At 49.7% G+C, this 14219-nt stretch carries 10 protein-coding genes; all 10 read right to left on the reverse strand.

Features of this window, described 5'->3' with window-relative positions:
* Window positions 1-95: 95 nt before the first annotated feature.
* Window positions 96-974, reverse strand: a complete 879-nt coding sequence (locus tag ABE504_RS19445) for a carbohydrate ABC transporter permease (protein WP_430091741.1) — start codon at window positions 972-974, stop codon at window positions 96-98.
* A gap of 15 nt (window positions 975-989) precedes the next feature.
* Entirely contained in the window at window positions 990-1937 is a 948-nt protein-coding gene (locus tag ABE504_RS19450) for an ABC transporter permease (protein WP_430092100.1), read from the reverse strand.
* Between the two features lie 43 nt (window positions 1938-1980).
* Window positions 1981-3627 carry an extracellular solute-binding protein gene (locus tag ABE504_RS19455; protein ID WP_430091743.1) on the reverse strand — a complete coding sequence of 549 codons (1647 nt, stop codon included), beginning with the start codon at window positions 3625-3627 and terminating at the stop codon, window positions 1981-1983.
* 232 nt (window positions 3628-3859) lie between these two features.
* Window positions 3860-6178, reverse strand: a complete 2319-nt coding sequence (locus ABE504_RS19460) for a helix-turn-helix domain-containing protein (RefSeq protein WP_430091745.1) — start codon at window positions 6176-6178, stop codon at window positions 3860-3862.
* A gap of 51 nt (window positions 6179-6229) precedes the next feature.
* Window positions 6230-7360, reverse strand: a complete 1131-nt coding sequence (locus tag ABE504_RS19465) for an alginate lyase family protein (RefSeq protein ID WP_430091747.1) — start codon at window positions 7358-7360, stop codon at window positions 6230-6232.
* Between the two features lie 257 nt (window positions 7361-7617).
* Window positions 7618-8502, reverse strand: coding sequence for a carbohydrate ABC transporter permease (locus ABE504_RS19470; RefSeq protein ID WP_430091749.1), 885 nt, complete (start codon window positions 8500-8502; stop codon window positions 7618-7620).
* Between the two features lie 17 nt (window positions 8503-8519).
* Entirely contained in the window at window positions 8520-9410 is an 891-nt protein-coding gene (locus ABE504_RS19475; RefSeq protein ID WP_430092102.1) for an ABC transporter permease, read from the reverse strand.
* A gap of 70 nt (window positions 9411-9480) precedes the next feature.
* The gene (locus ABE504_RS19480; protein ID WP_430091751.1) at window positions 9481-11199 is read right to left on the reverse strand and encodes an extracellular solute-binding protein; all 1719 of its coding nucleotides are present in this window, start codon (window positions 11197-11199) and stop codon (window positions 9481-9483) included.
* 147 nt (window positions 11200-11346) lie between these two features.
* Window positions 11347-12462 carry a response regulator transcription factor gene (locus tag ABE504_RS19485; RefSeq protein ID WP_430091753.1) on the reverse strand — a complete coding sequence of 372 codons (1116 nt, stop codon included), beginning with the start codon at window positions 12460-12462 and terminating at the stop codon, window positions 11347-11349.
* Window positions 12459-14216, reverse strand: a complete 1758-nt coding sequence (locus ABE504_RS19490) for a sensor histidine kinase (protein ID WP_430091755.1) — start codon at window positions 14214-14216, stop codon at window positions 12459-12461. The genes ABE504_RS19485 and ABE504_RS19490 overlap by 4 nt, the downstream gene beginning before the upstream one ends.
* Between the last annotated feature and the right edge of the window lie 3 nt (window positions 14217-14219).

Here is a 14219-nt window from a genome sequence, read left to right on the forward strand (position 1 = left end):
CCTCCGGTTATCGGCAAAATGAAAGATTTTGCTCCTTTTACCTTGGTTAGATTACCCTTGGAGCATGCACGCCATACTTGAGCTGGCCTGCCCTGCTACCCCTTAATCGCGCCAATCAATGCGCCTTTCACAAAATACTTCTGAAGGAACGGATAAATAAAGAGGATCGGTACCGTTGCCACCATAATCGTCGCGTATTTCATCGAAGCGGCCAAGGCCGCAGCGTCGCCGTCGGACGCGCCTGAGTTCGCGTTAGCTTCCCCTTGCAGCAAAATCTCCCGCAGCACGAGCTGCAGCGGATACAGGGTTCGCTCCTGCAAGAAGATCATCGCATTAAACCAGGAGTTCCAATGGGCTACGCCATAGTACAGCAGCATGACAGCAATCACAGGCATCGACAGCGGCAGGACAATCCGGAACAAAATGACAAAGTCATTGGCGCCGTCGATCTTCGCCGACTCCTCCAGGGCATCCGGAATGGCCTCGAAACCTGTTTTCATCAAAATGAGATTAAACGTGTTGATCGCCTGCGGAATAATGAGCGCCCACAGCGAATCCAGCAGGCCGACGCCTTTAACCGTCAGGTAGAGCGGAATTAAACCTCCGCTGAAGAACATCGTAAAGACGATGAACAACATCAGCGGTTTCCGATACTGCACGCTCTTGCGGGACAGCGCGTACGCGCCGAAGGCGGTCAGCACGATGTTCAGCACCAGGCTGACCACGACGACGAACAGCGTATTGCCGTACCCTTTTAACAGCATCGGGTTCTGAAAGACGTACGAGTACGCATCCAGTGTGAAACCGAGGGGATGCCACAGCATTCCCTTGTGCGCCATCAGGGAGCTCGCATCGGAGATCGACGCCAGCGCGACGTAAATAATTGGATAGACGGTGACTAGCATGAGCAGCACCAGAAACAACATGTTTACAAGGTCAAAGCACCGTTCTCCAAAGCTCGGCCGATTCAGCATCGTCTTCTTCCTCCTTTACCATAGGCTCGTTTCATTGAATTTACGGCTTAGCCAGTTCGATGAAATGAGCAGGGCAAAGTTAATCGCTGCATTGAACAAGCCGACCGCCGAACTGAAGCTGTAGTTGAAATCCTGCAAGCCGACACGATACACATAAGAGGAGATGACATCCGCTGTCTCGTAGGTGCCGGGGTTGTAGAGCAAAATAATTTTTTCAAAACCGACGTTCATCATGCGCCCAATATCCAGAATGAGCAAAATGATAATCATGGGCATGAGTCCTGGCAAGGTGACGTTCAGCATCTGCTTCCATCTGCCTGCGCCGTCGATCCTCGCCGCCTCATACTGCTCCTGATCAATGCCTGTCAAGGCCGCCAGGAAGATGATCGTGCCCCAGCCGATATTTTGCCAGATGCCCGAGGATACGTAGATCGTACGGAAAAAGCTGGGATCCAGCAGGAACGTCTCCCGCGTGCCGCCGAAGAAGGCGACAATGTCGTTGATAACCCCTTCGCTGGAGGTAAAATCTTTCAGAATGCCGCAAATGACGATCAGTGAGATAAAATGCGGCATGTAGGTCACGGTCTGCACGGTGCGCTTAAACAGCGCGTGCTTCACTTCATTCAGCAGCAGCGCCAGCACAATCGGTGCGGGGAACCCGAACAGGAGCTGATAGAAGGATATCAGCACCGTATTCTTCATGGTTCGCCAGAAATAAGGCCCTGTGAAAAACGCCTGGAAGTGTTCAAACCCTACCCAGTCGCTCCCCCAGATGCCGAGTCTGGGGGAAAAATCTTTAAAGGCGATGATCGCGCCGTACATCGGCACATAGTGAAAGACGACGTAGTACAGCAGAACCGGCACGAGCATCACGTACAGCAGCTTATTCGACCGAATGTCGCGCAGCAGTCCTATTCTGCTTTTTTTTATGCGTGTTGAGGGTTGGATTGACTTGGTCAGCATGGTGTTCATCCGTTCTCACCCTCTCCTTCCTGAGACTTCTCTTTTAACGCTTGTTATAGCGATCTAGGGAATCTTGGTAAATTTTAACAACGTTGTCGATACCCATTTCTTTAATGCGTTTCACGTAGTCGTCGAACTTATCGATCGGCTCTTTGCCCATCACGAATTTCACAAACATTTCTTCTTTGTAGCTGGAAATAGCGGTTGTCAATTTAGCCAGTTCCTTGCTTTCCTCAACAGTCGGTGTCAGGAAACCTGGAAGGACGTGTTTCGCCGCATCGGTTTGCTCCCAAACTTTCACTGCGTCATCTTGCTCTTTGTACGTATTGAAGCTTTTGCGGCTGTCGCCCAGGAACGGTCCGTTCGGTTTCGTATATTGCGAGACCAGCTGCTGCAAGTTGTACTTCGGATCTTTCGTCATTTTGTCCGAGAATGTCGGCACGCCGTTATTCACGGTGTAGCTCTCGCCTTCAATACCGAAGTTAAAGAGCATAGCCCCTTTTTCGCCATACGCGTAATCCATCCATTGAACAGCCAGGTCAGGATGCTTGCTCGAAGCGGATACCGCTTTGCTGACGGCAGGGTTATATTTGAAATCCCGCTGTCCGATGAAAGCGCGCTCACCTTTATTCACAGTAGGGTATGGTGCAGCCACCAGTTGGTATTTCGGATCCTTCTTCTTGCCTGTGTCCATCCACTTGCCCACAGCGCTGAGCAGATAGACGGTCGCGCCTGATGAATCGCTCACCATTCGGTTATCCAGCGTTTTCGAGTCGGTATTCAACGCAAAATCTTTATCGATCAGTCCCTCCGCATACCATTTGCGCAGCAAAGTCAGCGCATCTTTGAATTGCGGGTCGATCGGTCCGTATTTGACTTTGCCTTGATCGTCTACATAGAAGCGGTTAGCTGTTTTGTAAGCACCGATGAATGCATCCTGAATGTTCAGCTCGCCGCTGTATTGCGCCGTTAACGGTGCTGTTGCGCCCTTCTTCTCTTTGAACGCTTTCAACACGGTGTACCACTCGTCAATGGTCGTCGGCACAGGCAGGTTCAGTTCGTCCAGCCAATCTTTGCGAAGCATCGGACCGCGGAACACGAGACCGTTGTCAGGCCGGATCATCGGGAACGCGTAATACGTGCCGCTATCCGTTTTAATCATCTTGTCCAGTTCTTTATCTTGTTGAAGCAGCTTCTTCAAGTTCGGGGCATTTTTGTCAATCAAATCATTCAATGGCAGGATCACTTTATCCGCGATCGCTTTCTCCGGTCCTCCCGGATAAGCAGCTGCTGTTCCCGTGCCGCCCCAGCTATATTCGATCACATCCGGCAAGTTGTTCGAGGCAATCAGCAGATTGAATTGATCTTTGGACTGGCCGTCCGCCGGATGCGTGTATTTCACCTTTACGCCTGTTTCTTTTTCCAATTGTTTTCCAAATGGCGAATCCGCCAAATTCGGGAAGAAGGCCGGAAGATTCGGATTAATCTGCTCCCATGACGTTAACGTGTCTTGCGTTTGCAGCGGATAGGTGATGCCTGCCGCGGCGGTTGGTTGATTCGTCGCTTTAGGTGCGTTGGTGCTGCTCGGGCTTGAGGTTTGGTCTTTCGAGCAGGCAACGAACATGCTGGATGCTACGGCTACGCTTAGTGCTACGCCGATGGACTTGCGTTGAAGTAGTTTTTTCTTCATTAGGTAAACCCCTCCTGGTATGCGAATCGCTTTTCACTCTGATTTGTTCTGATTTGGTTTGGTTTGGCGCCATGGCCTTATTATGCAGGCTCCGACCCTTCCGCGAATAGCCTCAAAAGCCGAAAAGGCATCATTAAAATATGAAAACCGACATCATCATTATTAGCTGTCACACCTTCAAAAAAGCAAAAAGCCGTCCAAGCAAGCTTGAACGGCTTCGGACAGGAGGCGTCTAGCCTTGGATGCCTTTATATTTGCCAGGCGTAATGCCTTCGAATTTTTTAAAAGCCCGGTTGAACGTATTGATATCTGTATAGCCGACCCGTCTCGCCACTTCCGCCACGGGAAGCGTCTGCTCGGCAAGCAGCCGCTTCGCCTCTTGGAGCCTCGTTTTGGAGATGAAGTCCAGCAGGGAGTCGCCGGTTTGCGTTTTGAACTGCTTTGATAGATAGGATGGTGTCAGGCCAAATTTCTCACCGATCATGGAAATATTCAAGCTTTCATCGGCGTAATTTTGTCTGACGAAAGCCATGACCTGCTCGCCGAGCGGATTCTGCTCCGGCTTGCGATCCATTTGAATACCGTGGCACACCTGCTCCAAAATAGCGAGAATCTCCTGTTTCATCTCCCGGATCGTCTCACAGCTTGTGAGCCGCTCGACCGCGTCCATCTGGACGAACAACGTCTTCTTGTCGCCTTGCGCGCCGATGTCGTCCATCGTTTTGAGCAGCGTGCCGGCTAGATCGAACATCAGGCACTTGCCGAGCGGCACGGACAGGGCAGAGTCCGAGACATTGTTGTCGATAATGAGATGAATAATGCGCTGCGCATTGTCATAATCGCCAATTTTCACAAAATTAATAAGCTGCTGCTCAACATGCAGCGGGTAGTCGTAGCTGCCTGCTTGACGGGCGGATTCCGAGCTCGGCAGCTCCGCAAACGGAATGATCTTTCCGCTCCCCATCACCAGCCGGTACGCCATCGCCGAGAGCGCTTCCTGATACGCATGCGCAATCCCGAATAAATCCTCATGAATACCGCTGATCGCGACGGTCAGATCAACATGGAAATGCTCCAACAGGAACGATTGAACTTGCTCCGCGATGCGCTGCAGCTCCTCGGGATCCCGCTCCTCGCCAAAATTGAGAATGCACGCCTGCATGTCGTCGATCTCGGTCGTAAAGCCCTGATTCCCACTGCCAATCACCTCTTCTACGACGTTCATGACGATAAATTGCAGCAATTTCATTTTCTGAGGATCCGCGGCGATATCCGGCTGCAGCTTGCCAAAGTCGTCAATATGGAACAGCAGCACGGCAAAATGCGGCGAAATCAGCTGAATCTCATGCGCTGACAGCGATTCGTGGACAGGCACATCCTTGTCCAGCCGGCCCTTGAGCAGCCCCTGCAAAAAGTGCGAGCGAATCGCGTCGCGATGCTGGTGCAGCCGGCGGTCGACCTGCTCTTTTTCGGCAAACGTGTTGTTCAAGGCGTCCTGCAGGAAGCCGTACTCGTTCGTGCCCTCGGCAAACGAAATCCCTGCCTTGAGCGAGAAGCTCCGGATCAGAAGATTCATCGGATAATAGTTTTTCCGAAGAAACACGAAGGTCATGATGCCGCCAAGCAGAAGACTCAGCCCGATGCTGGCGTAGACCAACGTTTTCATGACTCGCATTTTATCGTCAAACAGCTCCGCCGGAATCATGGAAATGTACTTCCAGCCGGTTCGCTCTGAAGTCGTATAGGACACCGCTGCCTCTTCCCCGGCGACATTGCCGTAGAACAGACCGCTTTTGCCCGAGAGCTTATCATATTGCAGGAATGCCGGACTCTCCTTGAGCCCGCTTGAAGCGACCAAGCGATTGTCCGCATCCAACACCGCAATTCCCGCGGCCTCCGAGGACGGAATATTGTCCAGCATCTTGGTATCCTTGATCACGAAGAGCAGGACAGCTCCCGGCTGATCCCGGTTCGTCAAGGACACCGATTTGGCATAAAGAATCGCTTTGTACGGCCCGGCATCGTCTTGGATCGTCACCGGCAAATACGTCTGCACGTACTGTTTATCAAAAAATTCCCGCCAGCTGTCGGCGCCTTTCCTCTCATCCCCCTCAATCTGTCCAAACAGCGTGCGGCTTTCCGTACGGTTGCGTGAGGAGATGACGGTGTCGCTGTTGCGGAAATAGATATAGATTTGCTCGATAAAGTCGTTCGCCGTCTGATAGACCCGCAAATCGCTGGCAATTGAGACCAAGTCATAGTAGTCGCTGTCCGTAAGGGGCTGATTGGTCGCTATAAACGCGTTCACACGTGTATTCAATGAAATTTCCATACTTAACCGCTCAATGCCGCCCAGACTGTTATCAATGGCCTGTTCCATCTGCTCCAGTGCGTAGTTGTTCGCTCGGTTTACTTCCGATTCGACGACATGCCAGGACGCGGTGTACAAAATGCCGCTAATCAGTATGGGAACCAACAGCACCGAAATATACGAGATCAGCCATGTCATCCACACGCTGCGTTTATTAAATCGGACAGGACTTTTCTTCATATCCGTGGCTCACCTCTCTGGATGTAACTGCTTACAGGATTTCTTTTAATCTCATAATAACCAGAGCAGAGGCTGACGAATCGCCATATTTCGACGAACTTCCGCTTGTCTGGGGTTCTTGTCCAACGTTCGCCATAAGTGTAACAGGCGTTCAGACCCGTAGGCAAGGCCGGCGAAGAGCATGAACGACATCCCGACAGGCCAGTCGTCTTCATATTCAATATCCGGACCGTAAGGCCACTCGGATTTATTCTCGATGTAGGGCAGTAAGAAAGACATGCCTTGCCGGATGCCTCGTCCGTCCGGTAATTCGTAAGTCCATAGGTTATCACCCGGAACGGATAGCAGTTGCGCGAGCGTCACGAAATTGTCCAGCGTAAAAAGCGAGTAGGCATACGGCTTCGTCCGTGCCAGCTCTCTCGGGAATCCCCCGCTGAGATCCATCTGCTCGGGGAGGAGGCGCGTTTTGAATTGTTCTCTGCACCAAGCCAGCATGCGGGCATCGTCCGTGAGCCTGGCAAAAGCTGCCGCCTGAACGAACCAGCACACGCCGTGGTTATTCGGCTCGCTGCGCTCTTCGATTCCCTGCGGATGCGTATTCATCCAATTCAAATACGCGGCGAACCACCCAGTCACGTTCTGGAGTACCCCTTGATCAAACTCTCCACTGATTTGCAGCACCTGCACAGCCGCCGCCGCATCGATCAGATGCAGCGTATCGATGATGCCGATGCCCCTGCCTTCGCAGACGCCCGGGATCGCTTGCGCATAGCGCAGATGGGGATTCATTCGAGTTGCTTCATCTATAAAGAAAGCGGCCAGCAGTTCGATCGCCTTCTCGCCGAACCTTCGCTCGCCCGATAGCCGGAAGGCCGATGTCAGACACGCTGTCCGCGTCCGCATCCGCCTCAGCGATTCCCGGTGTGCGTTGAAGTTATTCGGGTTGCTTTGACCGTCGCGGCGGATGTAGGGCAGCCCGTCCTTCGTATCGGGGTTGGGCCACCAGTAGTCGCCATTGGAGTAATAATCATGAGCATTCCCAGGGCTGTGCAGCGAGATTGCATCCGTAATCTGAATGGTTGGCGCCGTCAAATAGACCTCCGCCTCCCGCATAATGGCCTCCACATCGATCAGTTGCCGCGCTGTCTCCCAGTTTGTCTTGGCATTGTCGTTGTTCTCCATGCGAACAGCCCCTTTATTATGAAATCACAGGATATGTGAGATACCCTGTATCCGTCCTTCCATCATACGAAAACAAACGTCAACAATACATCATCAAAATCTAAAGTGATCATCGAAATCTCAACTTTTAGCTGTTGGCGCATCTAGGTCATCAGCGGATAGATCGAGTATTCGGGCGGTTTTCTGCGCACAAAGCGGCACATTCCGATTGGAATGTGCCGCTTTGTAAACGATTAACAGCCGCCCAGCAGAACACGCTACTCCTTCACAGATCCTAATGTAATTCCATGGATAAAGAACCGCTGCAGGAACGGATAAATTACGAGAACCGGCAGCATTGCAATAAAGATTTTTGCCGCGTTCAATGTCTGATTCGAGAGCTCGCTCATCTTCTGGATCTGCTCGGCTGTCATCGTATTGGCATCCACAATGACGACGAGCTGTTGAATGTACGTTTGCAGAGGATAATGATCTGCATTCGACATGAGCACAAGTCCGTTAAAAAACTCGTTCCAGTGATAGACGATACTGAACAATGTAACGGTAGCCAGAACCGGTACTGATAACGGGACGAACAGCTTCACCAGCATGTACCAAGGGCCTGCTCCGTCAACCAGTGCCGCTTCCTCCAACTCTTTCGGCAAATTGCGGAAGTAGTTGATAACCAGGATGACGCTAAACACAGGAACGCTGTTCCCAAGCACGAGCGCCCAGATGTTGTTGATGAGCCCCAGCGATTTTACCGTCTGATACCAAGGGATTAACCCCCCGTTGAACAGCATGGTGAACACGAGAATCCACATGAACACATTTCGGTACGGCAAATCTTTGGAGCTCTTCGATAAAGGGTAGCCTAACAGCAAAATGATAACAAAGTTAAGGCTTGACCCCAGCACGACGCGTTGGATCGAGATCCAGAATGAGTTGAAAAACTTACCGTCGCCCATAATTTCTTGGTACGATTTGAAATTCAATCCGACCGGCCAGAAACTGACTCGGCCCGAGGAAGCTGCCGCATTGTCGCTTAACGAAACGGCCAATGTGTACCACAAAGGCAGCACACAAAGCAGCGCAATACCGACCAACACGACGATCAGGAGAAGATCGAATGCTCTTGAGCTCAATGTCGTTTCTTTAACCATAGCCCTACTCCTTTATGTTAAAAAATACGATAGTTTGCAAATTTGGCAGCCAAGAAATACGAGGTCGTAATGAGTAAAAACGAGATCACGGATTTCAACAAGCCCATCGCAGTTGCCAGTCCATACTGCAGGTTCAGCAACCCTGTTCTGTATACCCAGGTATCGATAATATCCCCACTCGAATAGACCAGTGGATTGTACAAGTTGAAAATTTGATCGAAGCCAGCGTTCAATACGTTTCCAAGAGAAAGCACCGCAAGCAATACGACGGTCGTCATCAAGCCTGGAAGCGTAACATGCAGCAGCCGCTGCCAGCGTGTAGCGCCATCAATCGCAGCCGCTTCATATAAGGCGGGGTTAATGCCCGTCAAAGCTGCCAGAAAAATAATCGTGTTAAAGCCAAATTCCTTCCACACATCACTTCCCACAATTATGAAAGGAAACAACTCCGCTTTCCCAAAAAACAACGTTGGCTCGATCCCGAAAATGCCTAGGAAATTGTTAACCGGCCCTTTATAGGACAGAATATCGAGCAGAATCCCGGACAGGATGACCCATGACAAGAAATGCGGTAAGTACACGAGCGTTTGCACCCATCTTTTTAGAATTGCCAGGCGCAATTCATTTAACAGTAACGCGAAAATGAGTGGCACAATCAAATTCGCGATAATTTTCATAACGGCGATAATGAGTGTATTGAAGAACACCGTTTTGCTGTCGTTCAATGAAAACATGTACTTGAAATTTTCCAAACCGATCCATTCCGAATGAAAAATCCCTTGACCCGGATTAAAATTTTGAAAAGCAATGACAATGCCGAACATCGGCACGATACTAAACAGCGTCAACCAGATGAAGCCAGGAAGAAGCATGAGATAGTAATGCTTGGCAAATCCTTTGGTAACCATCCAGTCCATCACTTCCATTCTTCGTTGTTGAAGGAGGGGCGTCAGAATGCTCTGACGCCTGTGCCTGCATTTACTTCAAGCTTTCCTCAATTTCAGCGATAATCTGATCGCCGCCTTGCTTTTTCCAATCTTGTACAAACTTATCGAACGTATCAAGCGGAGCTGCTCCCATAATAATTTTGAGGAACGTTTCCTTCTCTAATTTATCGAGGGAAGCCCAACGGCTCTCCATCGTTTTCGTTTGCGAATACGTAACGCTGTAAGTCTTCTTATACGGCTTCTGCAGCGGCGAAATCCCGACTAACGTGGAGTACATCCGTTTCCATGCACCCAGATCCGCGTTGGGATCCCAATACTGAATATCGTACTTATCGTACGGCTCCAGCTTCACTTTTTTCACTTTCTCCGCATCCGATTTAAGCAATTTATAGCCTGGTAAATCGAGATCCTCCGGCTTTTTGGTGCCGGCCAGCACTTCTTTCATCATTTTGTACGTAACGTCCATTTCATCCATTGGCGCGAATACGATACGCAGCGGATAGTTGCCGATTGCGACTTTCACATCAAATTTGGATTCATCACGCAGCAGCAGGTTTTCCATCTGAATCGCCGCTTCTGGATGCTCGTAGCCTTTGCGAACAACGAGATATTGATTCGTCGGATTTCCCATATGCGGCGTAAATTCGCCGTTCACATCCAGCGGTGCTGTGTAGGCTTGCCAGTTCGCTTTCGGGTTGTTCTTGATCGCATCAGCCAATGGACCATAACCGCCTGCCCACCATAGGCCGAAATAGATGCCGGACGTTCCGTTTTTGATGAGCTCTTGTGCATCCTTGCGGATCGTCATTTCTTTGTCGATCAGCCCTTTGGCATAAAGATCGCGCAGTTTGGACAGCGCTTGCTTCGTTTCGGGTTGAAGGGAGCCGTACGTTGTTTTGCCGTCAGCGCCTTTGACCCAGAAGCCCGGATACGAATGATAGGAAGCAAAAATCGGATCAAAACCATAGTTATTATTGTTCGGGTTAATAAAGTCCGCATTCAGCAAGCCGCCTAATTGCGGTCCTGTAATCCCGATCGTATCCGCTTTGCCGTTGCCGTCCGGATCCTGCTCCACGAACGCTTTGGCTACTTTCTCCAGATCGTCCATCGTTTTTGGCGGCTCCAGCCCCAATTTATCCAGCCAATCTTTCCGAATCCACATCATATGCACCATATCGGATTCTGTTGTAACGTTCGGCAGGGCATACATTTTGCCATCGACTGTTACGGATTTTAAAGCCAGCCCTTGCGTTGTATCGATAATATGCTTAAGTGCCGGTGAGGCGTATTTCTGGTACACTTCCGTCAGATCAGCCAATTGACCGCTTTTTACCATTTGCCTGAACTGCGTATCTTTGACCACTAGCGCATCCGGCAAATCATTGCTGGCGATGGATAGATTAACCTTCTGGTCGTAATCTTTTCCGCTCGCAGCCTGCCAGACGATTTTGGTATCAATGTTGAGATTCTCTTTGATGTACCGCGTGTACTGATTGCTCTCCGGGGAATCGCCAGCCGGCAAGCTCTTATCTGCTGCATCGACATCCTTACCGATTCGGATCGTGATTGGATTCGCGGATTTTGTAAAAGGCCCCGCTTCCGTTTGCCCTGCGGTTTGTGCTGTACTCGTCTGCGCCGGCGCATTGGACGCTTTCGGTGACTCCTTCGCGTTATTCGCTTCCGAGCAAGCTGACATGACCACCATCATGCCCGCAAGGAGTAGCATTAGCCTCTTTCGTGATTTTCTCATCGTAGCCCCTTCTTTCCTTCAAGAATTTATCTACTCTCTAAAAGTAACACAGGCATGCGCGCAGCTAGGATGGAAAACGGTTACATGTTTAGTCGGGAGATTGACCGAGAATGTTGGCCATACAGCCATGATTCCCAGTCACTTCCATCAAACGTCCCCCCTAGGATTGGACATTTCTCTACCTGTTCCGTTCTGAGAGCGAAATTCGCTGGGGAGACAGCCCGTTAACTCGCGAAACGTACGACTAAAATATTTCTCGTCCATATAACCGACCTGCTCGGCGATCCAGAGAATCGTTTTATTCGAGTAGAGCAAGTATTCCTTCGCTTTCTCGATGCGATGATTCCGCAGATACTCACTGAAATTCGCGCCAACAATATCTTTAAAACATTGGCTGAAATAGCTTCTGCTCATATTCACCCGCTTCGCGATCATCGCTGACGTAACTGGCTCCTGCAGCTCTTCTTTCATAATGCGGACAGCCTTCATGACGCTGTCCACCACTTCCTGCGAGTAGGCCGGCTTCTCCATCGCCTTCCGAATGAGATCACGTATCTCGGTAAGCCATACTTCCACCTCCTGCCAGCTGTCAAAAGCGTCCGGCATTTTAATGGCTGTCCCTCCAAGGGTGAGGAAGTATTGATTCCATTTATCCGAAAGCGCATAGAGATGGCCGAAAAGCTTGGTTGGCGGGAGCCGAAGTTCTTTCAGCTGCCGAAGCTGAGCGGCAAACGGCTCCTCATGATGAATCCATTCAAGCCCTGCCCACATATCCTTCAAGTGATCGGCATCTCGCCCCATTGCCGGCTGAACCTCACTATCCGCCTGCGGGCGATGATTCGCCGCATAGAAATCCTCCGAGGTCGGCTGGACAGGCTTGGCATCCTCAAGAATGCGCTTATGGATTCGGCCCAGCACTTCTTCAAAACGCTCTTTTTCCAACTGGACTTTGGCAATATAATCGATTGCGCCCAGCCTAAGCGCCTCTTGAATGTATTCGAAATCCTGATGAAACGTAAGCACGACGGTATACATGCTCGGATATTGCTTGCGCACAACTTTTAAGAGCTCAATCCCCGACATCACCGGCATCGCCAGATCTGTCAGCAATAACTCTACGCTGTTGACAGCCAAAAATTCTAACGCTTTCTCCCCGTTGCTCGCCTCACCGACGACTTCCATATCAAACTCGCCCCATGGCATAGCCGACATTAAGCCTTTACGAACCAACTTATCGTCATCAACAATCATCACTTTAATCATGTCTGGGATCGAACCTCCATTACGGGAATAGTAACTTGAATTGTCGTGCCATTGCCGATTCGGCTCTGAATACGGATCTGCGCCTGATCGCCGTATTGCGATTCCAACATGCGTTTGACGTAATTCAATCCAATTCCCATACCAACCTTCTTATTCTCGCTGTCTGACCGATGCAGTAATTGATGAATGGTTTCCTCAGACATGCCCGCTCCGTTATCACGAATAGCAATTTGCAGCTTGTCCGTCAGACACACTTCGACCTGGATATACCCATCATCACTGAGCCCGTGATAGAGCGAATTTTCCACCAAGGGCTGCAAAATAAATCGCGGAATCGGCAATCGCCATACTTTTTCATCCACTTGCATCTGAACATCGAACTGAAAATCGTACCGAATTTGCTGGAGGGTCAAATACTGCTTCAAAGCCTCAACTTCCTCTTGGACAGTTGAAGCTGCCCTTAGCTTGCCTAAATTGTAATGCAGCAGCTTATTTAGCGACGATACGAGCTTATCAATTTCCGTCTGCCCGTTCATAAGCGCCAACCAATGGACGGTATCCAATGTGTTCATAAGAAAATGTGGGTTAATCTGATAAAGAAGCTTCTCGACTTCCAAATCGACCCTGCTCTTCTCCTTGCGCTCCACCTCAGCAAACAGGCTCCAAATTTGCTCTTTCATTTGCCTGAATTGATGCAGCAAGAAATCGAACTCCGGTATTTTCGTTTTGACCGTCGCATTTTGCACTCGATTCTGAGCCATGAGCTTAATCTCGCGATTAAATCCATTCAGGGGCACATAGACCATTTTCCACAACACCCACGCCATTCCAATGCTAATCACCAGGAAAAGAAGGGCAAATAAACCGATTTGAACGAACCATTGATTGATTTCCTTGTTGTAGTCGGCTTTCGGGATAATGGATACGATGCTCCAGCCCTGATTGCTCACCTGCCTGAACCAATAAAATTCATTTTGCGTTCCATACGTCTGATTCTGAGAAAATTTCGGGAAGATCATATCCTTGGCAAAAGTCTGAGGAAGCTCCGTATACGCCACTCGACCGTTATTGTCCAGAAAAACATGATAATTCCCACCGCCGAACTGTCCATTATTTAAGATGTTCTGGGTAAGATGAAATCCCGTTTCAATATACACATAGACATCGTCGCGTGTCGGTAGATCCACCTTCCGCAATGCTGACAGCACAAAATTATTATCAAAGCGATTGTTGCTGATATGCGGACCGTAGTAAGAAATACCCGAGTAGGCCGCGAGCAATGGCAGCTTTTCCGGTGCAAACGTGTCTTTCACCCCCATGTTCTCAAGATCATACGTACGATCCTTTTGAAAATAGTAAAAGGTGAGCCCAATATTGGGATTGGTAAAGGTGACCAAGCTTAGCTCATCCTTCAAGTCACTGAGCATTTTGGAACGCTCGAACGATTGCTCTGAAGGAAGTGACAGCATTTGATCCAACTTCTTGCCGACGCTCCCTGCAAAAGCCAACTGCTGAGACACATGGTTGAGGTTGGAAATCGTATTCTCCATAGAAAGCTCTACTTGCTTAAGATTGCTAAGGATCCCATTTTGAATTTTATTTGTCAGGATGGAATAGATCGTGTAGTACGAAATGAGTACGATACAAATAAAAGGAATGAGGGTGCTGCCGAGAAAAATAATAAAAATTCGCCGTTTTAACGTTAAATAATCATAAGTAAAGGCCCTCAAATTCTCCCTCAGCTTGCCAAACATCAA

Origin of the sequence: Paenibacillus oryzisoli, assembly GCF_050467285.1 — a bacterium.
GTDB lineage: Bacteria > Bacillota > Bacilli > Paenibacillales > NBRC-103111 > Paenibacillus_E > Paenibacillus_E oryzisoli_A.